General features: G+C 69.3%; 15 protein-coding genes. All 15 read left to right on the top strand.

Annotated elements, in window-relative coordinates; genetic code table 11:
- The first annotated feature begins 11 nt into the window (after positions 1-11).
- The 15 genes from ACWF0M_RS01410 to ACWF0M_RS01340 all read left to right on the top strand — a co-directional run bounded on the left by ACWF0M_RS01410 (position 12) and on the right by ACWF0M_RS01340 (position 21,277).
- Positions 12-4,046 (top strand): nSTAND1 domain-containing NTPase, encoded by a 4,035-nt coding sequence (locus tag ACWF0M_RS01410; RefSeq protein ID WP_452233607.1) that lies wholly within the window; start codon positions 12-14, stop codon positions 4,044-4,046.
- Positions 4,047-4,391: 345 nt separating this feature from the next.
- Complete coding sequence (locus ACWF0M_RS01405) at positions 4,392-6,356, top strand: ATP-binding protein (RefSeq protein ID WP_452233606.1); 1,965 nt, start codon at positions 4,392-4,394, stop codon at positions 6,354-6,356.
- Positions 6,353-9,040 carry an eCIS core domain-containing protein gene (locus tag ACWF0M_RS01400; protein ID WP_452233605.1) on the top strand — a complete coding sequence of 896 codons (2,688 nt, stop codon included), beginning with the start codon at positions 6,353-6,355 and terminating at the stop codon, positions 9,038-9,040. Before ACWF0M_RS01405 ends, ACWF0M_RS01400 begins: the two co-directional genes overlap by 4 nt.
- Positions 9,037-9,921: a Pvc16 family protein gene (locus ACWF0M_RS01395; RefSeq protein WP_452233604.1), complete on the top strand. Its 885-nt coding sequence runs from the start codon at positions 9,037-9,039 to the stop codon at positions 9,919-9,921. The genes ACWF0M_RS01400 and ACWF0M_RS01395 overlap by 4 nt, the downstream gene beginning before the upstream one ends.
- A 41-nt stretch (positions 9,922-9,962) precedes the next feature.
- Positions 9,963-11,927: a phage tail sheath family protein gene (locus ACWF0M_RS01390; protein ID WP_452233603.1), complete on the top strand. Its 1,965-nt coding sequence runs from the start codon at positions 9,963-9,965 to the stop codon at positions 11,925-11,927.
- 28 nt (positions 11,928-11,955) lie between these two features.
- Positions 11,956-12,390, top strand: a complete 435-nt coding sequence (locus tag ACWF0M_RS01385) for a phage tail protein (protein ID WP_452233602.1) — start codon at positions 11,956-11,958, stop codon at positions 12,388-12,390.
- A gap of 1 nt (position 12,391) precedes the next feature.
- Positions 12,392-12,778, top strand: coding sequence for a hypothetical protein (locus ACWF0M_RS01380; RefSeq protein ID WP_452233601.1), 387 nt, complete (start codon positions 12,392-12,394; stop codon positions 12,776-12,778).
- Between the two features lie 8 nt (positions 12,779-12,786).
- Positions 12,787-12,924: a DUF6760 family protein gene (locus ACWF0M_RS01375; RefSeq protein WP_452233600.1), complete on the top strand. Its 138-nt coding sequence runs from the start codon at positions 12,787-12,789 to the stop codon at positions 12,922-12,924.
- Positions 12,925-12,935: 11 nt separating this feature from the next.
- Positions 12,936-13,646 carry a hypothetical protein gene (locus ACWF0M_RS01370; protein ID WP_452233599.1) on the top strand — a complete coding sequence of 237 codons (711 nt, stop codon included), beginning with the start codon at positions 12,936-12,938 and terminating at the stop codon, positions 13,644-13,646.
- Positions 13,643-14,338 carry a CIS tube protein gene (locus ACWF0M_RS01365; protein ID WP_452233598.1) on the top strand — a complete coding sequence of 232 codons (696 nt, stop codon included), beginning with the start codon at positions 13,643-13,645 and terminating at the stop codon, positions 14,336-14,338. The genes ACWF0M_RS01370 and ACWF0M_RS01365 overlap by 4 nt, the downstream gene beginning before the upstream one ends.
- A complete protein-coding gene (locus tag ACWF0M_RS01360; protein ID WP_452233597.1) occupies positions 14,335-15,561 on the top strand; it encodes a phage late control D family protein in 1,227 nt (408 codons plus the stop codon). Before ACWF0M_RS01365 ends, ACWF0M_RS01360 begins: the two co-directional genes overlap by 4 nt.
- A 33-nt stretch (positions 15,562-15,594) precedes the next feature.
- Positions 15,595-16,245, top strand: a complete 651-nt coding sequence (locus tag ACWF0M_RS01355; RefSeq protein ID WP_452233596.1) for a phage baseplate assembly protein V — start codon at positions 15,595-15,597, stop codon at positions 16,243-16,245.
- Positions 16,246-16,285: 40 nt separating this feature from the next.
- Positions 16,286-16,564, top strand: a complete 279-nt coding sequence (locus ACWF0M_RS01350; protein WP_452233595.1) for a PAAR domain-containing protein — start codon at positions 16,286-16,288, stop codon at positions 16,562-16,564.
- Between the two features lies 1 nt (position 16,565).
- Positions 16,566-17,015 carry a GPW/gp25 family protein gene (locus tag ACWF0M_RS01345; protein ID WP_452233594.1) on the top strand — a complete coding sequence of 150 codons (450 nt, stop codon included), beginning with the start codon at positions 16,566-16,568 and terminating at the stop codon, positions 17,013-17,015.
- The gene (locus tag ACWF0M_RS01340; protein WP_452233593.1) at positions 17,012-21,277 is read left to right on the top strand and encodes a hypothetical protein; all 4,266 of its coding nucleotides are present in this window, start codon (positions 17,012-17,014) and stop codon (positions 21,275-21,277) included. The genes ACWF0M_RS01345 and ACWF0M_RS01340 overlap by 4 nt, the downstream gene beginning before the upstream one ends.
- The last annotated feature ends 1 nt before the right edge of the window (position 21,278 follow it).

Here is a 21,278-nt window from a genome sequence, read left to right as displayed (position 1 = left end):
CTCACGGCTCCATGATCTTCATCTCCTACAGCCACGCCGATCGGGCGGCTGTGACCGACATGGTCGGCGTGCTGCGCCGAGCCCAGGTCGAGGTGTGGTTCGACGAGACCGACATCGCCGGGGGAGACAGTTTCGTTCAGCGGATCGATCGAGGCCTGCGTAACGCCGAGGCCTGCGTGGTTTGCATCGGCCGCGGTCCTATGGGGTCGTTCGCCCGGCGGGAACTCGACGTCGCGATCGCGCTGGAGGCCGATCGGGCTGACTTTCGGATCGTGCCGGTGTTGCTGCCGGGCGTCGATCCGAGCCTGCTCGGCTCGCAGTTGCCGTCGCTGTTCCTTGCCTCACTGAGCTGGGTCGATCTGCGCGAGGGCATCAGGGACGAGCGCGCTGCCGACGACCTGACCGCAGCCGTGCGTGGACGCGCGCCCGAGCTGGACCTCGACGTCGGTCCGACCGATACGACCTGCCCGTACCGCGGCCTCGACTACTTCGACGAAGAGGATGCGCCCTACTACTTCGGGAGGGAGCCCGAGCAGCAGGCGACCTTGACCTCGCTCGATCGTGACCGCTGCGTCTTCGTCATCGGACCGAGTGGATGTGGCAAGTCGTCGTTCGTGCGGGCGGGGCTCCTTCCACAGTTGGCATCCGCGCTCACGGGCGGCGTCCAGATCTGGTTGAAGGTCGTCGTGCGGCCCGGCGCCGACGCTACGCGGGCGCTGGCGGCGAGCCTGGCGCCACCTCTCGGCCTCCAGCCATCAAGCGTTCTCCGCGATCTGCGCTCTTCCCCGGACGCCCTAGCGCTCACCGTTGAGGCCTTCCTGGCGTCGGCCGACCGCCGCACCGGCCTCGCGGTCGTCATCGACCAGCTCGAGCACGTGTTCGCCTTGAACAGCGAGGAAAGCCAGGATCAGTTCCTCGGCAACCTGGTGACCGCACTCGACGTGGTCGGTCCCCGATTCGTGCTGCTGTGCACCTTGCGGGCGGACTACTACGGCCATTGCGCGTCACGGTCGGAACTCGCCAGCGCCGCCTCGCGCAAGCAGTACCTGATGGGCCCGATGACGGAGTCGGGCCTGCGGTCGGCGATCACAGGCTCAGCCGAGGTTGTCGGCCTCGAATTCCAGTACGGCCTGGTCGACACGATCCTGGCGGACGTGGCCGCACAGCGCGGTGCCCTGCCTCTGCTGGAGCACGCGCTGCTCGAAACCTGGCAGCGGCGGCGCGGGAATCGGCTGACGCTCGGCGCCTACCTCGAGTCAGGTGGTGTGAAGGGTGCGATCGCGCAGCGTGCCGAAGCCACCTACCAGCGGGTCGCCCAAGCCCTGGGAGAGGAGGACGCCAGGCTGATACAGCAGGTACTCGTGCGTCTGGCGCGTGTAGGAGACGGGCCGGAGGACACATCACAGCCACAGCCCCGTGCCGTTTTGACCGGTCTCGGCGACGCAAAGACCGTCGATCGGATCCTCGACGTGTTCACCGATGACCGCTTGCTGTCCGGAAACCGGGCGACCACATCTGAGGCCGCAACGGTCGAGGTCGCCCACGAGGCTCTGATCAGGAGCTGGCCCCGCTACCGCGATTGGCTCCAGAACGATCGTGAAGGGCTGCAACTTCGGCAGCGGGTGAGCGATGTGACAGCCGACTGGGAGGCCGCCGGCCGAGACGAAAGCCTGCTCTACCGAGGATCGCAGCTCGAACGGCTTGAGACCTGGAGCCAGGCCAACCCGGGCGCCCTCGTAGAAGCCGAGCGCGAGTTCCTCGACCGCTCCATCGAGCTCAGGGAGGCCGAGCGACAGCGCGAGACCGCTCGCGTCGCACAACAGGCCCGGGCCAAGGTCCTCCGGCGGCTGGTGGCGGTCCTCGTCACGGCCGCGTTGGTCGTCACGGTTGCGGCCAGCATCGCGGTGTGGCAGTGGCGGGAGGCCTCAGGGCAGCGGGAGCGAGCGCGGGCCCTCCAAGAGGCAGCACTCGCCAATGCTCAACAGACCGACCACCCCGATACGGCGCTCCTGCTCAGCGCCGACGCATACCGCCGTGATGTGAGCGACGGGACGCGCTACCAGTTGGCGAACGCGCTCACCCACGAGGGCGTGCCCTACCAGTACGTCCCACTCGGCCTCTCACCCCTCGAGTTGGGCGCGCTCCCGCCCCACGCCGATGATGTGCAGGCCGCGGTCCAAGACGAGTCAGCCGGGACACTCATCGTCGCCAACGGCACGACGCACCATCCCGTCGTCGGGCCCAAGCTCGACCCGTCGGTGCGCATCAAGGATCTCGCAATCAGCAGCGACGGCTCGACCGCTGTCTATGGCGCAGCCGACTCCGTCTTCGTCGTCGACACCGCCAACGGGGCAGCCCGGCCCTTGCCTCCGGCGGACAAGACCGTCGAGTGGGTCGACCTCGTCGGTATCAGCCCCGACGGATCGACGGTGGCCGCCACCGACCGCAACAACGTCTTGCACCTGTGGTCGTCGGACGGCTCCAACCACCTCAGCATCCACCTGCCGTACGTCGCCAGCGCCTTGCTCGTCGAGGGGCCGAGCTCGGTCGTGATCGGCTCAAAGAAGGGCGAGGTGGATCGCTGGGAGATCCTGGACGAGCAGTCGGCCCAGCCGGCTCCCTTCGACGGGCAGGACACCGATGTCACTGTCTTGGACTCGACGCCCGCTGGGAATCTCCTGGCGGCGGCCGGTACCGACGGTCGTGTCGTGGTGTGGGATCTCCAGAGTCGGCGACAGCGCGCCGTCTGGCCGGTCGGCACGGAGGTGACCACACTTCGGTTCGACCCGACGGGGCGGAACCTGTGGGCGGCGACCGACGACGGTGAGCTCCGGTCCTTCTACGTCGATGGCGAGCACGAGGAGGGCTCGCCCTTGCAAGCTCGACCCGTCGAGGGCGACCAAGCCACCGGCCGCTGGCTGGACCTGTCCGTGACGCAAACAGGTGTCTCAGGTCTGCGTGACGACGGAACCCTCGTGCGTTGGCGGGCCCGCCCGGAGTCGAGATTGGCCCGACCACTTCGGCCCCCCGGGGCCTCTGGCGAGATGCTCGCCCTCACCAGTCCAACTGACGGAGTGGTTACCGGCGTCGCGGAGGATGGGACCGTGCGCCGGTGGTCAGAGGACTCCCCGGAGGCGGCGGAGTCGGTGGTCAGCCAAGGCTCCGGTGCCTTCTCGGCCGCGGCCCTTACACCGGACGGGGACGTCGCCGCCCTCCTCAGCGTCGATGGCAGCGTGCTGGTCCAACAGGTTGGCCAGGCGGCGCCGCCATCGCCGGCACCGGCGGTCGAGCAGGCGCAAGCCGTGGCGATCTCTCGTAATGGCACCCGGCTCGCGATCGGCTCCCACACCGGCGCGGTCGCGCTCGTGGAGGTGGGGAAGGAGGGTATGCGCACCGACAACCGACAACTCTTGTCGTCGGGCGTCACCGCCCTCACCTTCTCCCCAGACGGCGATCGCCTGGCGTCGGCAGACGATGCGGGCGCAGTGCGCGTCACCAACCTCGCCGACAGCTCCGCGGGCCCCCTGGAGCTCCATGGCCACACCGACGGCGTCTACGCGATGAGCTTCTCCAACGACGGGCGGTTGCTCGCAACCGGAGGCGACGATCAAAAGGTTATTCTCTGGGACGCAACGAGTGGCCGACAGCTCTGGACGAACTTTGATCACCGGGAAAACGTGCGAGGTTTCGCTTTCGACGATGCCGCGTCGACGCTCGCCTCGGTCGACGAGGCGGGGGTCCTGCTCGTGTCCCGACTGTCAGATGGTAGGCCCATCTACCCTCCGCTTCAGCACGCTGAGCCGCTCGTTGCGATCGCAGCGTTGTCCGGCAAGCCCTCGTCCTTCGCCCTCGCCTATGACACCGCCGTCGACGTCTGGGACCTGGACGAGCGCGGCTGGATCCAAGCCGCCTGCGCCGTCGTTGGCCGCGGCCTGACCATCCGGGAGTGGGCCGACACCTCGGAGCAGGGCCAACCCCCGAGCATCTGCGCGACGGCCACCACCGGCGCTTCTCCCCCTAGCCCCGGCCATTCGCTAACTCGGTGATCATGGTGATCTGTCGGCAACGACCCCGCCCTCCTCGTCGCTACCTCCGGCGTCAGCCGCTGGCCGCTCTCCCCCGCTCACTGGCGAGACACTGCCTACCGCCTCCTGGCTGGCCGTACCTTCACCGATACCGAACGCCGCCAGGTCCTCGGCAGCACGGCCCGATGGTCCGCTGCCCCTCTCGCTGAGCCGATATCGCCTCGTCCGCCGTTTCCCAGCCCGCTGCCTGCGCTGTCCTCACCCGGTGGAGATGGATAGCGAGACAGCGTCTCCACCCTCGACCTCCATCTCATCTCGATACGGCCGACGGATCCGGCCTCCCACTGCCGAGGTGGACAGTCGGGTATGGCTCCCGACAGCCCGCTCGACCTCGATCCGCTCGTCGCGTGGTGCCGCGACGTGCTCGAGCGAGGCCTAGCTCGGCTGGACGAGCCGGATGCACCCCGTGGTCAGCACCCAACCACCACCGCGGCGCCGCTCCCCGACCACGTGCGACAACCACTACTCGCCCATGGCTTCGACGCATTCGACCACACAGCGATCGCGCTCGCGCTGGCGCCGGATCTCGATGCCGATCTTGCCGCCATGATCGCCGCGCTCAACGGTGCGCCGGCCCGCCGCCACCCGACACTCGCCACAATCGCCGCGCTCGTGGGCGCCGCGGGACCGGAGCGGGTCGCGCTGGCCACGCGACTCAGTGACAGTGGCCCACTGGCACGCTGCGGACTCCTTCATTTCGCACCACCGCCAGACTGCCCTGTCGTCGGCGAGCCAACACGTGGCCCCACCTTCTTGGCGAGCTGCGTAGCCAGCACCGCACTGCTGCGATGGACCCACGGCATCTCGCGGCTGGAACCTGCCTTGCGCCCCTTCGTTCGCGATGACCTGATCGCACCCAGCAATCCACCCGATCCTGTGACCGCGGAGGTACTCGTACACCGGCTCGCCGGGGACCGGCCCTCGCTGACCTCGCTCGTCGGCGGGCGGTCCAGCGACGCGCTCGCCACCGCGCTGTACGCCGTCGCCCGGGCGGAGCGCAACGGTCTCGTCGTCTCCGCCGACGCGCTCGTGGACGCCGTACCTGCCGCCCGTGTCGCCGCCGAGAGCTTGCTGCGGAACGCCGTACTGATGGTGACCGGCGACCCCTCGGCCGTGCCGACGTACCGGTGGGAGGCCTTCGCGACGATCGTGGCCGTCGGCACGCACCCGAACGTCGACGACGACGCACCGCACGACGTCGCGTCGCTGACGATCCGGGCGGCCGGAGCCAGTTCGATGAGGACCCACCTTGTCGACGTCCTGCGCAGCAAGGGCGTCGAGGTTGCACCGTCGGAAGAACATCGCCTGGCCAGCTGGGAGCATCTTGAACACGACGACGTCGGCAGGCTCGCCGGCACCCTGGCCGCGCAGGCAGCCGGCAAGGCAGCGATCGGCGAGCCTGCAGCTGTCACGTCCGAGGACGTCACCCGGGCGTCCATAGGGATGGTCGGTCATGGGCTGGCCCAGCTCGCGACCCAGCTCGCGACCTCCCGCGATTGGTCGCAGTTGGTGCTTCCCCAGGATCTGCGCGAACAGCTCTCCGAGCTCGTCGCTCAAGCGGCCGGACGAGCCCAGATGCTTCAAGAGACCGGATTCGGGGCCTTGCCGGGCCAGCCACCCGGCCTGACCGCGGTGTTCGCCGGCCCCAGCGGTACGGGCAAGACCCTTGCCGCGCGACTGGTAGCGGGAGATCTCGGCCTTCCGTTGTACGCCGTCGACCTGTCCGCCACCGTGTCCAAGTACATCGGCGAGACGGAACGCAACCTCGACGCGGTGTTCACCGCGGCCGAGCAGACCGACGCGGTCCTCCTGTTCGACGAGGCCGAGGCGTTGTTCGGCAAACGCAGCGAGGTCCAGGACGCTCGCGACCGGTATGCCAACCTCGAGATCTCGTTCCTCCTCCAACGCATGGAGCGGTACGACGGCGTTGCGATCCTGGCCACCAACCTCCTGGGCCACTTCGACGACGCCTTCGCCCGGCGCCTCGCCTTCTGCCTGCACTTCCCCTACCCCGACGAGGCTCAACGCGCCCTGATCTGGCGCGCGGTCTGGCCCGAACCCGTCCACGTCGCCGCCGAAGTGAACTTCGACGAACTCGCCAACCACCACCCCCTCACCGGCGGCCACATCCGCAACATTTCTGTGGCCGCCACCCACCTGTCCCGCGCCCACGGTGGTGAGGTGGACACGTCTTGCATCAACCGGGCCATCGACCGCGAGTACGCGAAGCTCGGCCAGGTTGCCAATACGATCGCCGGGGCATTCTCATGAGCGCGGAATCCGCCGAGCACGCCCTTCTCCACCCGGTCCGCGAGGAGTCGCGGAGTCTCGACCGCGGCATCCGAGCCCGGATGGAGCGCTCCTTCGAAGCGGCGTTCGGGGACGTCGTGATCCATGCCGGCGCCGCCAGCGCCGACCTCGCTGAGTCACTTGACGCAGCAGCTTTCACCGTCGGCCGGCATGTCGTGTTCGGGCCTGGGCGTTTCGACCCGTCATCCGTACGCGGCCGCCTGCTCCTTGCCCATGAACTTGGCCATGTCGTCGAGCAACGGCATGGTGGCGGAGATCTCGATCTCGGTGAGCGGTTGCCGGCCGCGGCGATCCCGCTCCACCACGGCCACAGCCCGGGTGCACAGCGCACCGAGGCGCTAGCGGCTCTGGGACACAGTGCCGGGCTCTACGGATCCAGCGCTGTCGGGATCGCCCGCCAGTCGAAACAAGAGTCGGCCATGCCGGTGGCAGCCACCATCACCAAAGCACTGCGGCAACGGCAGGACGGTGCCCCGACCACGGCACGCGCTCTCCAGCTCGCTCCTGGCGACAGCCTCGCGGCGACTCGGGCGGTCATGCAGGCGATCGAGGACCTGACGTTGATGCAGGACGGCCGGTACATGACGACGTACCAGGGCCAGACCCTGGTCATGACAGCCGAAGACGCAGAGCGGGCGCGTGCCTCGGCTCGGAAGGCCTTGACCAACGTCGTGGCCAAATCCCGCCGTAGATTCGATACCGCTGTCGCACGGTACGAGGGTCAGGAGGCGGTCGACGAGGAGTTCGGGCTCGCTTCCACAGCAGCCCATGCCGCGGCCTGGATCGGCAGCCTCGGCGGGCACCGAGACCCCGGTATGGCGTTGGCCCTGCAACGACCGGTGATCGAGCTGGCCGAGCATGCGGTCGAGCGTGACACAGCCGCCGGCCAGATGGTGGCGGCCGCCGAGGTGGCGGCTCGAAGCGAGATCGCCGCACGTCGCTCCGCTGACCTGGTGCGCGTGTACATCGACCAGACCATCGAGGGTGCCGAGGGCATGGTTTCGGGTCTGGAGAACACACGCGACGCCGCGTTCGTCACGCTGGGCGTCCTCGCGGTGGTAGCGACGGGCGGCGCTGCCGCAGGACTCGCTCCGGAAGTGATCGGCGCCGGCGTAGGCGGCCTGTCGGTCGGCGCGACAACCACGGCGATCTCCGTCGGCGCGCCGATCATCGCCAGCGTTGGAGTCGGGTTCGCCAAACTGGTCGAGGGCGACCCGGTCGACTGGGGAGACATCGCCGTCGACGCAGCCGTGCAGATAGTGCTCGCCAAGTTCGGCGGAAAGCTGGGCGAGAGGGTCTTCGGACGACTGGTTGGGAACCCTGCCTCGGCGACGGTGATGCGGAGGGCTCTGGCCTCGGTGGGGAGCGGCGTGATCTCTCACGAGTACAGCCAAGCCTTCACCGCCGTGGTCGACGAGACCTACGCCGCTCTTCGCGGAAGGCCGGCCTCCTGGAGTCACTTCGTCGACGAACTCGCCAAACGGATCTCAGATCCCCAGGGCATCTTCATCGCAGCTGCTATGAGTGGCTTCCAGTTCGCTGCGCACGAGGCGATCGCCAAGGCGAGTACGCCGCCGGGCGCGACGCAGCGATCTACTCCCGATGCCACCGCTAGGCCTGGTCCCGCCGCTCAAGAGCCGGCGATCGTGTCGCCGGCCCCGTCATCAAAATCGAAGAGCACCTCAGCTCCTGGTGCGGCCAAGGCCGCGAAGGTCGCCCGGCCGTCGGACCTCAAACGCAAGGCCGAGGCCGGAGAGCGGATGCGCATTCGTGCGGAAGAGCGCGTGGCTGAAACGACCGCCAAGGAACTGAGCGCTTCCACGCGGGCCGCCGCGGCCAAGGATCGTTTGCGTAGCGCCAAGGCTGCCGTTGAAGCCCGGCAGCAGGCAGGCGGCAAGTCCACGAAGGCACAGCAGGCTGCGGTCGAGAGGGCACAACGGCAGGTGTCCAGATCCGAGAGCAGTCACGCAACGGCCAAGAAGGCGAGCCAGAGCGCCAGGACCCGCCTGCAAGAAGCCCAGGAGGTCGCCGAAACACGCTCGGCCGCGCACACACAAACCAAGACGACCTCCAAGACCAGTTCCGCATCAGGTACGAAGGATGCCCCCAGGTATCGGCCGGGGAAGGACGGGCCCTACAACCCCAAGACGTTCCGGCGCCCTCGGCTGAGGGACGTGAAGGTTGCCCCTGGGCCTGTCGATCGCGTCGGACCCGACGGATTGCGGACGAACCCGAACGCTCGCGTATCCGTGTTCCACGACCCGCTCGGCAAGCGAGTCGCGCCGATCAAACCCGGTTCCAAGCAGAAGCAGGGCTACGACTACGAGCGCCAACTCCGCGAAGACCTGGCCGGCGGCGCGAAGTACCGCGAGACGCACACCGCAGGTGACAAGACGCGTCACGGCGACATCGGAAGCTACGAGGTCAAGTACAAGGGCAAGCTGACGTCGGACGATCTGGACCAGATCTGGCGCGACCTGAACAATCCGAGCCGCGGCCACAGTGCGTTGATCATCACGCCGAAAGCGCACGAGTCGGATCTCCGGACGCTGGCGAAGATGGCCGCAGCCTTCGAGAAGGTGACCGGCCAGCGGCCTCGCATCGCTGTCCGTGAAACCGATCCGCGGCGAGGTGGTGCGCGATGATCGACGGGCTCGAAACGGTGATTCGGCAGGTGTTGGTTGCTGAGATTCCCTCGCTTGCTACTCGGCTCGGGTTTCAGCCGCCCGATGAGGCTTGGCGGCAGCGGGTGGGGGCTGGTACTGGGATCTGGCTGAACTGTGCGCTGGTGGATCTGCGGGAGGATCGGCATCGGCGGTCGACCGAGGTTCGCGTTGAGCATGATCCCCTGCGGCGTACGCACGCGCCGTATCTCTTGCGCTGTCACTATCTGCTCAGCGCCTGGAACAGCGCGAAGGACTCGGCCGCGGTGCCGGCCAGCAGTCAGGAGCACGGGCTGCTCGGGCACGTCGTGGCGACGCTCGTGGAGCGGGCGCCGCTGACGCCGGCCTCGGTGTTGCTGCCGACCGAACTGTCAGGGCTGCCGGCCGCATGGCGCGAGGCGGCCTTCGAGACTGAACTCCTTCCGCCAGAAGGGTTCCCGAAGCTCCCCGAGTTCTGGGGAACCATGGGGCGCACGGCACCGTGGCGCCCCGCGGTCTGGCTCGCGGTCACCGTGCCGATCGTGCCGGAGCCGACCCCGATCGACGGCGTGGTCACGACGTTGCTGACCTCGTTCGGTCGGGGGCCCGAACTCGAGGCGGCGGAGACGGTCCTCGACTTCGGCGGACAAGTCGTTGATATGGCCAACGACCCAGTCGAGGAGGCCCTGGTGACTCTGCTCGACCAAGCAGGCCGGCCGTGCGCGCGCGTGTTCACCGGCGCCGACGGCCGGTTCGTCCTCGACGACCTGCAGCCAGGCGACTACCAGGTCACGGTTCGCGCAGCCGCCCACGCGACATTCCCGCCGTTGAGCGTGACCGTTCCCAGCCCGACCGCAGGACCGCTCCAGCTCCAGCTCACCTGACCGGCACGGCCCGCGGGGCCGCAAGCGAGAGGAAGACATCCATGGCGACCCAGGTCTCCTACCCAGGTGTGTACATCGAGGAGTACGCCCCAGCGGCGCCTATCGAAGGGGTCTCTACCAGCATCGCCGCGTTCATCGGCATCGCGGCGCGCGGCCGGATCGGTGAGCCGTTCCAGGTCACCAGCCTCGATGCCTTCACAGCCGAGTTCGGAGAGCCGGTCAACGACGCGACGCCGTACCACCTTCCGCTGGCCGTCGAAGGCTTCTTCCGTAACGGAGGCAAAACCGCTTACGTCGTCCGAGTCGGCACCGCCGTCGCCGCGCACGCGGACCTCCAGTCGCGGGACGCGGCACCCGTGACCCTGGCGACGGTGCGCGCCGTCGCCGACGGCCCGGCCGGCGAGGGCGGGTCGGTGAACGTGACCGACTCCAGCGCGCTCGGCACCGCGCTCACCGCCGCCGGCGCGGGTACGTCGCTCGAGGTGCTGCGCGGAAGCACCGGCATCACAGCGATCGACGCCACTCGGCGCCAGGTCACCGTCGCCGATGCGAGCTCTTTCGCGGCGGGCGATCAGGTCGTACTCGACGACGGCGCCGGCACCACGAACCTGATGGCGGTAGCCGGCACCGATCCCGACGTGGTCCGATTCACAGCCGCTGTCCCCGGAAACACCGATTTCGCCGGCGGCACCTTGACCACCGCGGACCCTGCGGCCGGTACGACGACGCTGCGGCTCGTCGTACCACCTGCGGTCAGCCTCCGGGCGTTGGCGCCGATCGGCTCGGTCGTGAAGATCACCGACGGCACCACGACGGAGTGGGCCGTGGCGGGACAGGTCGGCGCCGACAGCATCAGCCTGATGCGACCGCTGGCCGGCACCTTCGACCTCACCCAGCCGACCGAGGTGTCGACCGCCGAGTTCGATCTGGCGATCACCGACACGACCGGAGTCACTCGAACGTATGCCGGCCTGTCGACGTCGCCGACCCATCCTCGATGGTGGGGCAGCGCGACGAGCGAGGACGCGTACGCCCGAGTCGTCGTGGATCTTGCCCAGTTCCCGGCAGCTGATCCACGACCGGTCGCACCCTCCTCGACCCCGGTAGCCGGCTCGGTGGCCGATGACCCGGCCCAGTCGTGGGCGAAGGTGGCCACCGACATCACCACGCAGCTCGCCCTCCTGGCGCCCATCGACGAGATCAGCCTCGTCGCCGTCCCGGGCTGCACCGACCTCGCCGCGCAGCAGGCGGTCGTCGAACACTGCGAGAGTCTCTTCGACCGGTTCGCCGTGCTCGACGCCGCGAAGGGCAGCGATCTCAACGCCGCGAAGACCCAGCGCCAAGCCCTCACCGGAACACTTGACAAAGGCTTCGCGGCCCTGTACTACCCGTGGATCAAGGTCATGGACCCTTCCCGGAAGTCGGTCGTCCTGCATCCGCCGTCGGGCCACGTCGTCGGTGCCTACGCGAAGACCGACGCGACCCGCGGCGTCCACAAGGCACCCGCGAACATCGGACTCGCGGGCGCGATCGGCGTGGAGCGCCGGCTGACCGACGACGAGCAGGGACTGATCAACCTCGACGGCGTGAACGCCATCCGGATCCTCCCGGGGCGCGGGTCTCCGGTCGTCTGGGGCGCCCGGACCTGCGCCGGCGACCGCAACTGGCAGTACGTCAACATCCGCAGGCTCTTCCTCTACCTCGAGGAGTCGATCCAGGAAGGCTTGCGGCCGAGCGTCTTCGAGCCCAACGACCTGGCCCTGTGGCAGCAGCTCAAGCGCACCATCACCGAGTTCCTGACCCGCACCTGGCGCGACGGGGCGCTGTTCGGCGCGACCGCGAAGGACGCCTTCTTCGTACGCATCGACGACGTACTCAACCCGCCGTCGACCAGGAAACTCGGTCGGCTGTACATCGAGATCGGCGTCCAGCCGGTCTACCCGGCCGAGTTCATCGTCGTCCGCATCGGCATCTGGGACGGCGGCGCCGAGGTCGCCGAGTCATGACCCGCCATCCGCGCAGAAAGGACGTCACATGACCGCCGCAGCGCCGGACCCCTTCGTCAACTTCAACTACCTCGTCGAGATCGACGGGATCGCGCGCGGCGCGTTCCAGGAGGTCAGCGGCCTCGACTCGACGATCGACGTCATCGAGCACCGCGAGGGCGGGGCCAACACCACGCCGCTCAAACTCGCGGGCCAGACCAAGCATGCCAACATCGTTCTCAAGTGGGGCATGACCATCGACAACCAGCTCTTCGCCTGGCACAAGACGGTGGTCGACGGCACCATCGACCGCCGCAACGGCTCCGTCGTCCTGCTGGACCGGCGCGGCGCGGAGGTGGCGCGCTGGAACTTCGTGCGCGCGTGGCCGAGCAAGTACACGGCCCCCACGCTCTCGGCCGAGGCCTCCGATGTCGCCATCGAGACCTGCGAGATCGTTCACGAGGGCCTGGAGCGGGTGAGCTGAGATGCTCCAGATCGAGCACGAGTTCACCTTGCCGATAGGCCTGCTGGGCGAGGACGGCACCCTGCACCGGGACGGCACCATGCGCCTGGCCACGGCCGCCGACGAGATCCTGCCCCTCCAGGACCCGCGGGTGCAGCGCAACCCGGCGTACCTCACCGTCATCCTGCTCAGCAGGGTCGTCAGCCGTCTCGACGGGGTCGAGCCGATTACCCCCAGGACGATCGAGTCGCTCTTCGCAGCCGATCTCGCCTTCCTGCAGAACCTCTACAACAGCGTGAACGATCTCGAGGACAAGCCCCCGACCGTGAGCTGTCCACGGTGCGGCGAGGAGGTCGTGGCCGACCATGACCGCCTGGGGGAACCCGTGCCTATCCAGTCAGCCAGCTGAGGAGCGAGATGGCCTTCCTCGCGTACCACGTGCACTGGCCGCTGGCCGAACTCATGGACCTGCCGCACCGCGAGCGGCGGGCCTGGGTCGCGGAGGTGTCCGCGATCAACTCCACCCTCAACGCCGCGGAGAGCGCAGCGGGCTAGGAGCGACCACGATGATCCTCACACGCGTGAACCGCGTGGCACGGTTCGCCGACGCTGTACGCCGACGGGTGGCCATCGCCCACCTGCGCCGGCCGAACCGGTCGACCCGGGATCAGCGGCGCGTCGAGCAGGTACTGCGCATGCCGACACGCCGACGCCCCACTCAGAGAGGCCACCAGCCACTCGCGTCGCAGACGACTGCGCGGATCAGCCTGCGCATCGACGTACATCAGCCGGGGTATCCGCCGGCCGAGCGGCTCCAAGGGTTGCGGACCGTGCTTCGGCGAGAGCATTCCCCGGCCCGAGCACTGGCGCCGGCTGTACCTCCGATGCGAACCGTGCACGTCCGGCAGTTCGCCACTTCCGCGCCGCACGTCCCGACGTACGCCAACGTACCGGTCCCGGTCGCGCAGCGGCGGCAAACGCTGGTCGCGGTAGCGCGCCGGCAGGCGGGACCCGTCCCGGTGCCGCAGGTGCACCGACAGGCCACAGCAACGGCAGACAGCCGCAAGAGCGAACTGGGCCGCACGGAGCACCGCCCGAGCATCGACACACGACTTGGGGTCCGCTGGACCGACGACCGCCCTGACGGCGCCGCGCTGGGCCGCAGCGGGCCCACGGCCCTCACGGCTGCCGACCTGCCCCACGTGGTCGGCAGGGTCGTCCGCGAACTCGACCGGCGAGTCACCGCGGCTCGGGAGCGGAAGGGGTGGACCGGATGAGCGGCCTCGAAAAGGCGACCCTGACGAACACTGTCAGCGGGCGCCGGGTCAGCGTCCAGTTCAACCCGGAGGAATACACCCTCAACCGGGAGGCGAACTTCGCCCAGCTCGCGGTGCCGGGTCTGTCCGGGCCCGTCGTGCAGTTCGTCGCCGGCCAGGCGCAGACCATCGACATGGAACTGCTTGTCGACACCACCGAGGCCAACCCGGTCGGCGGCCCGGGTGCCGACGTACGCCGTCTCGTCGCCGATGTGACCTCACTGATGGACATTGACCCCGACCTGCACGCGCCGCCGCCGGCGGTGTTCGCGTGGGGCCAGCTGACGTTCACGTGCGTACTGACCAAGGTGTCGCAGAAGTACGTGCTCTTCCGGCCCGACGGCACACCGGTCCGCGCCCGGCTGACCGTCACGCTCAGCGAGTACCGCAACGTCGAACTCGAGGCGAAGGAGATCAAGCGGCAGACCGTCGACTACACCAAGATCCACATCGTCGCCGACGGAGACTCCCTGCCGATCATCGCGCACCGCGAGTACGCCGACCCCACCGCTTGGCGGCCGATTGCCCTGCGCAACAACATCGCCGACCCCCGGCATCTCCGCGTCGGCGCCACCCTCGCGATTCCCCGGCTGCCATGGACCGACGCGTCCGGCGTCGTGCACACCGCTCGGCCCCAGCGGGAGGTGCCGTGAGTATCGCGCCCAGCTACGCGCCCGAGCTCCGTCTGCTGCTCGCCGGCCGACCCGCGCCGAGCACCATGCGAGCCTCGGTCACCTCGGTCAACGCCACCTGCGGATTCGGTGACGCCGACAGACTCGAGGTCGCGCTCGCGAACGAAGCGCTGCGCTGGCTCGACCACGATCTCCTGCGCCTGGACACCCCCGTCGAGCTCTGGCTCGGCTACAGCCCTGATCAGCCGCAGCGCGTCTTCGCCGGCGAGGTGGTCGGCGGCGAAGCCGTCTTCCCGAGCGGCGGGATGCCGACACTCACGATCGTCGCCCAGGACCGGCGAACCCGGCTGGCCGCAGCGGAACCGTCCCGCTGGTTCGCGATCCCGGTCCCCTACCTCGGCGTGATGCCGATCCCGGATCTCGCCGTGGCCCCGACCCTCGCTCTAGAGCACGGACTGCTTCCGACGCTCGATCCACTGGGCGCCCTGCTGTCCGCCGCCCTCGGAGCCGTCGAGGCGGCACTGTCCATCGACGACCCCACCTTGCGGCAACGGATCGTCCGCAAGCAGGCCGGAGAGACGTCGCTGGACTTCCTCAAGAAGATCGCCGCCGAGAACGCCTGGGAGATCGCCATCGACCACGCGGCCGACCCTGCCGGGCTGGTGCTGCGCCTGATGTCGCCTGCCGCCCACCTGGCGCCCGAACTCACGCTGCGCTACGGACACTCCCTGCTGGAGTTCACGCCGAAGCTGAGCACCGTCGGGCAGGTTCTCAAGGTCTCGGCCCGCGTGTGGCAGCCGTCGATCCGTCTGGAACTCACGGTGACCATCGGCTACGACTGGGACCGGCAGTCGCTGGACATCGAGGTGACGCCGGGATTCGGGCTGCCCACCGACGGGCCGAGCAGTGGCGTGCTCCTCGTGGACGAGCCGCTGTCGCCGGCCAACGCCGCGCGTGTGGTGCTGGGGCGGCTCCTGCCCAAGCTCAACCGCCGGCTGACCGCCCACGGCGCGTGCGTCGGCAACGCAGCGGTCCAGGTCGGACATGTGCTGCGGATCGAGGGCGTCGGCGAGACGTACGGCGGGCTCTGGCGCGTCATCTCGGTAACCCATCGTCTGGACGGCGGCGGCTGGCGCACCGAGTTCGACGCGCGCAAGGAGATCTGGTTCGGCTCGGTGCCAGGACCGGCCCAGGGCGCAGTGCGCGTGCAGGGTGGGCTGCTCTCGCTGCCCGTAGGCGGATAGGCGAAGGACGATCGGGAGTACTGGGAGGACGCGATGGGACTGCTCGATCTGCTCGACGGCGCAGACGCCCGCTCGACCGACAGCAAGCGGCACGGCGTCGTACGCGCCGTCGTCACCGACAACTTCGACCTGACCATGCAGGGCCGGGTCAAGGTGAAGTTCCCGACCATCCCCGACATCGAGCCTTGGGCCCCGGTGTGTACCCCGTTCGCCGGCGACGGCTACGGCCTGTACTGCATGCCGCAGATCGACGACGTCGTCATCGTGGCCTTCGAGAACGGGGACCTGACCTGGCCGGTCGTCGTCGGCAGCGTCTGGGACGTCAGCAACCGTCCGCCCATCGATCTCCCGCTCGACGCCAGGAACAAGCGCGTCCTGAAAACTCCGGGCGGCCACGAGGTGGTCCTGGACGACCTCGAACTCGAGATCACCGTCACGCACATCGCGGGCCACAAGCTCACCATGACAGCCCGATCGATCGCGATCGAGCTCGCCGAAGGGCTGGGGTCACTGACGCTCGCACTGCCCGGAAAGGTGGAACTCAAGGGCGCCGTGCAGGCCGACGTCAGCGCGAAGAACACGACGGTCAAAGGCGAGGTCAACCTCGGCCTCTCCGGCGCGAGCGCCAGTCTCCAAGCCGACGCCACCTGCCAGGTCAAGGGCGGCCTGGTGACCATCAACTGACCCGGCGTCCACTATCTGCCCCCGCGAGAGGAGAGCACCCGTGCCAGCAGCAGCCCGCATCGGAGACCCGACCGGACATCCCGGAACCATCACCGGTCCCGGGGTGGCGACCGTGCTCATCGGCGGCAGCCCCGCCGCCGTGATGGGCGACATGCACGCCTGCTCGTTCCCGCCACCTGCCAGCCACCCACCGTCCCCGTTGACGAAGGGCAGCGGCACTGTGCTGATCAGCAACCGCCCGGCTGTGCGGATGGGTGACATCGCAGGCTGCGGCGCCCCGGTGATCGCCGGCTGTATGACCGTCGTGGTCGGCGGCTGAGATGACCGTCGTGCCCTCAGGTCCCGCAGACGGCCGCCTCGGTGTCCCGGTCGACGCCAGGGTGCTCGGCCGCGGCTGGGCGGCGCCCACCGGTGTGGACGGCACTGGCGAGGCTCGATTGGTGGCGGGCGCCGACCTGGTGCGCCAGTCGATCCGGCTGGTGCTCGGGACCCAGCGCGGGACCCGGCCCATGCGACCGGAATTCGGCGCCGGTCTCGAGGACTTCTTGTTCGAGCCACTCACCACGACCACGGCCGCACTGATCCGGCACCGCGTCGAGACCGCCTTGGTGCGCTGGGAGCCACGGATCGACGTCACCGAGGTGCTTGTCGATGTCAGGGACCGCACGCACGGCCGCATCGACATCACGATCGCCTACCGGATCCGCTCGACCAACACCTTCTACAACCTCGTCTATCCGTTCTTCCTTCGCGAAGCGGGGCCGACATGACCTACCCGCCGGCTTCCGATCTCGTGCTGCGACGTGACCGCGCCGCCGTTCTCGCCTCGATTCTGGCGACGCGTACGGCGTACGCGCCCGACTGGCTGCTCACTCCCGGTGCGCCCGGACACGGTTTGGCGGAGATCTTCGCCGGGCAACTGGAGCTTCTGCAGCAACGGCTCGCTCAGATCCCCGACCATCGTCAGGCCGTGCTGCTCGACCTGCTCGGAGTCTCCCTGCTACCGGCGCAGGGCGCACGCACCCACGTGTTGCTTACCGCCGTCCCGGGCACCCGTGGCGCCCGGGTCCCGGCGGGCACACGGGTCGGGGCGGCGGTTCCAGGGCGCGATGCCCCGGTCGTCTTCGAGAGCCTCGACCCGATAGCGATCTCCCCCGCCGGATTGGTCGAGGTCCACAGCGTCCTACCGGCTTCCGATGCCGAGCAGGACCACTCAGCAGACGCACTCGCTCGCCGGTCCACGACGCTCTTCGGCGCGCCGACGCGGGTCGACCGCGACCTGTATGTCGGGCACGACGAACTCCTGGCCTTCGACGGACGCGCCGTGGTGGAACTCGAGGTCGGGATCGGCGTCCCCGCAGCCGTACCGATGCCGCTCGACTGGTCTTGGTGGGACGGCGAGCAGTGGCGAGCCTTCGCTCCGATGGCCGACTCCGCCTCGCTCGCCGGCGACGGCGACTCGGTCGACGGCACCGGTGGCCTGACGCGGTCGGGCACGGTGCGTTTGATCGCCCCGATGGCCACTGCGAAGCCACAGCAGATCGACGGCCGGACGACGTACTGGCTCCGGGGCCGACTGAAGCGGCCGCTCGAGATCTCCCCCGCTGCCCAGCCGCCGACTCTGACCCGGCTTCGGCTCGTCGCGGTGAACCAGCACCGACGGCTCGAAGTGCGTCGTACCGGAGGACTGCAGACCGGACAGGCGAGCCTACGGATCTGGTGGCCCGAGCGCGCCGGCCGATCCATCGCCCGCCATCTGGTCGACCTCTCCGCGGGCGCGCGCTCAACCGTCGATCTCGAGTCGGGCGATGAGGAGCAGCTCACCGCCGCCGAGGGGCACCTGATCCGGATCGGCGTGAGCGACCTGCCCGCCCGTCCTGCCCATCCGCCCGGCCCGGCACCCGCCGACGACGATCCCATCCGAGCCTTCCTCGACCTCGACGATGACCTGAGTTCTCCGGTACTCGCGGACGCGGACACCCGTGTCGACGTCACCGTGCACCGCGGCCTGCCGCTCGACAAGGCGATCGCCGACCAGCGCGCGGCCGACCTCTCGAAGGCATTCGCTCCCCTGGGCCCCTCTCCCGCGCGCGGCACGACCTTCCTGTTCGCCAGCGCCAGCGCGACCCGTCGTCCGGGGACGCGGGTGACCCTGGTCGTCGAACGGCCGGTGACTGCGGCCGAAGAGGCCGACCGGCTCAGCGGCGTCCAGGAGAGTGCGGTGAAGATCGCCAAGACGATGCTCGACTCCGCCATCGGCGATCTCGAGGGCAGTCAGGTCACGGGCGCTCTCAACTCCGCATCGACGACTCTCGGCAATGCCCTCCCGACGCTGATGAGCACCGATCCGGGAACCTGGTACGCCGGGGTGCGGAGCCAGATCCAACAGTCCCTGGCGGAGCTCCGCCAGGCCGCCACCTCCGACCACACGGTCTGGAGCCGGGTCGTCAGTGCCCGGAACCGGATCCAGGATGTCATCGACGACGCCGACCCGACGAAGGCCGTGCAAGCCCGCAATACCCTCGACAGCACGTCGCCCGAGGTCGCGCGCGTCCTCGTCGCGATCGCGGAAGCCGTCGAACTGCTGGCAGCAGGCGCAGCCGTTCTGGCGGCCCCGCGTGCGGCACTCCAGACCGCGATCGCCGCCGGCGATCCCACCGCGACGGCGAACGCCGAGTCGGCGCTCAGTTCCGGCCTCGCGACGTTCCTCGCGACCGCCGCGCCCTGGCTGCCGTCCGGTGCTCTCCCCCCGATCTTCAGCACCGATCCCGCGACGTACGTCGCAACGGTAAGCGCGCGCCTCACGACGGCGAAGAACCACGTGGACACCGCAAGAACCAAGGTCGGATCCGCCGTGACGACCCTCAAGGACATCAACCCGGGCAACCTGGTCGCGGCCGTCGTGCCGTCGGCATCCACACAACTGTCTGCCCCGCGCGTGGCCTGGGAGTACCACGACGGAGATCGATGGCGCGCGCTCGGCGTGAGCGGAGACGACGCCGTGATCTCACTGCAGGCGTCCGGATCAGTCAGCTTCACCGTGCCTGCCGACATCGCGGAGGTCGACATCGACGGCGACGTCCGCCGATGGCTTCGAGCCCGGCTGGCCGACGGCTCGTACTCGCATCTGCGGCTGGTGAGCTGGACGGACAAGTCGGGCGTCCTCAACTTCCTGCCCGTCGTCGAGCCGCGCGCCCCACTGATCGACAGCGTCGAGGTCTACTACACGCACCACTCCGAACCGCGGGACCCGATGGCGGTCGTGGTGCACGACGACCATGCCTGGCGCGACATCGGGGCCGCGCTCACCTGGCCCGGCAACGGTGTAGCGCCGTTCCTGCCGATGGCCGAGGCCGCGCCCACGCTGTACCTGGGCTTCGACGGCGACCTGCCCGCCGACCGCATCGGTGTGTGGTTCCAGTTGGCCGGCCGAACGCCGTGGGACCCGCCGTACCGACCCGTGTGGGAGGGATACGACGGACGCACGTGGGTCCGCCTCGCCACGGACGACGGCACCGACGGCCTACGCCGCACAGGCGTCGTCGGACTTGTCTGGCCGGGAACCTCCGGCGCTCCTGGCAGCACCGTCGGCGGAGCGAAAGGCAGATCGATCTCCCTCATCGGCAATGACGCGGCACTGCGGTTCAGCTCCGGTGACAGGCTGATGCTCTCCGACGTCCAGGGCCAGGAGCCGGTCGTTGTCGCCGCGGTCGCCGGAACGACAGTGACAACACGAGACGACCTCTCGCGTCCGTACTCCAGCGCACAGCTCACCGTCGCGCCACCAGCCCGGTTCGGTGCCCCGCGCACCTGGCTGCGCGCGGTCTTCGATCCGACCCAGCCCGCCCCACAGCTGACCGTCACCCGGGTCGCCCCCCACGCTGTCGCGGTAGCCCAGGTAGAGACCCTGTACGACGAACTGCTCGGCTCCGGGGACGGATCGACGGCGCAGGTCCTGGCAGCGCGACGCTTCCCCATAGCCGGCGACGTCGCGCTCGAGGTCCGCGAACTCGACGGGGATCGGGCCGACCTCGACGCCGACGTACTGACGCGCACCCTCACAGCCGACGGAGTGGACCCGGCCGGCGTCCGCCTGCACCGCGATCCGCGCACCGGCAAGGTCAGCGAGGTCTGGGTGCCTTGGCGACCGACGACCACCCTCGGCTCGGCCGGGCCGTTCGACCGCGTCTTCACCCTCGACCGGGCGCGGGGACGATTCCTGTTCGGAGGGCAGGGGCACGGCCGGCCACTACCCGAGGGCCGGGACAACGTCCGGCTGCGGTCGTACCGTACCTGCGACGGGGCCGTCGGCAATGTCCCGGCGGGCAGCATCGACAAGGTCCTCAGCGCGGTCGCGGTCGCCGACGTGGACAACCCCGAACCGGCGACGGGCGGGGCCGAGGTCGAGCCGCTCGAGCGTGCCCTGGTCCGAGGTCCCGCACTGTTGCGGCACCGGCGGCTGGCACTCACCGAGCAAGACGTCGAAGCCATCGCCCGCGAGGCCTCGCCGGCCGTTGTCCGAGCCCGGGCGATCGGGGCAGTCGACCGGTACGGACGGCCCCAACCCGGCGCTGTCCGCGTCGTCATTGTCCCTCGCGACGGCACAGATCGGCCGCAGCCAGGCGCCTCGCTGCTGGCAACGGTGCGGGACGCGGTGGTCGCTGCTTCGCCGGTCGCCGCGATGCGCCGGGTTGTCGTCGAAGGCCCGCACTACCGCGAAGTCGGCGTCGCGCTCACCGTCCTCCCAGTCGACCCGTCGGCTGCCGGACCGACCCGTGAGCGGGTCCGCGCCGCACTCGCCGAACTCATGCACCCGCTCCGGGGAGGAACCGGCGGCGATGGCTGGGACTTCGGAGCGGCGGTGTACCTCTCCGACCTGGCCCGGGTCCTGGAGTCGGTTCCGGGCGTCGACGTGATCACAGACCTGGTACTCACCCGCGACGCGATCCCGGTCGGCGACACCGCCCCAGTAGGGCCCGACGAGGTCATTTGTGCTGGTCCGCTCACTGTGCGCCTGGGACAAGGAGTCTGAC

This window comes from Kribbella sp. NPDC055110 (assembly GCF_053607525.1).
Note: the sequence above shows the minus strand (reverse complement) of the source record. Positions and strands in the feature narration are given on the sequence as shown.

Coding starts and splice junctions, on each gene's coding strand:
- ACWF0M_RS01390 (WP_452233603.1), top strand. CDS start 9,963: ATGGCGACCCAGGTCTCCTACCCAGGTGTGTACATCGAGGAGTACGCC.
- ACWF0M_RS01370 (WP_452233599.1), top strand. CDS start 12,936: ATGATCCTCACACGCGTGAACCGCGTGGCACGGTTCGCCGACGCTGTA.
- ACWF0M_RS01400 (WP_452233605.1), top strand. CDS start 6,353: ATGAGCGCGGAATCCGCCGAGCACGCCCTTCTCCACCCGGTCCGCGAG.
- ACWF0M_RS01365 (WP_452233598.1), top strand. CDS start 13,643: ATGAGCGGCCTCGAAAAGGCGACCCTGACGAACACTGTCAGCGGGCGC.
- ACWF0M_RS01405 (WP_452233606.1), top strand. CDS start 4,392: ATGGCTCCCGACAGCCCGCTCGACCTCGATCCGCTCGTCGCGTGGTGC.
- ACWF0M_RS01395 (WP_452233604.1), top strand. CDS start 9,037: ATGATCGACGGGCTCGAAACGGTGATTCGGCAGGTGTTGGTTGCTGAG.
- ACWF0M_RS01345 (WP_452233594.1), top strand. CDS start 16,566: ATGACCGTCGTGCCCTCAGGTCCCGCAGACGGCCGCCTCGGTGTCCCG.
- ACWF0M_RS01375 (WP_452233600.1), top strand. CDS start 12,787: ATGGCCTTCCTCGCGTACCACGTGCACTGGCCGCTGGCCGAACTCATG.
- ACWF0M_RS01340 (WP_452233593.1), top strand. CDS start 17,012: ATGACCTACCCGCCGGCTTCCGATCTCGTGCTGCGACGTGACCGCGCC.
- ACWF0M_RS01410 (WP_452233607.1), top strand. CDS start 12: ATGATCTTCATCTCCTACAGCCACGCCGATCGGGCGGCTGTGACCGAC.
- ACWF0M_RS01385 (WP_452233602.1), top strand. CDS start 11,956: ATGACCGCCGCAGCGCCGGACCCCTTCGTCAACTTCAACTACCTCGTC.
- ACWF0M_RS01380 (WP_452233601.1), top strand. CDS start 12,392: ATGCTCCAGATCGAGCACGAGTTCACCTTGCCGATAGGCCTGCTGGGC.
- ACWF0M_RS01355 (WP_452233596.1), top strand. CDS start 15,595: ATGGGACTGCTCGATCTGCTCGACGGCGCAGACGCCCGCTCGACCGAC.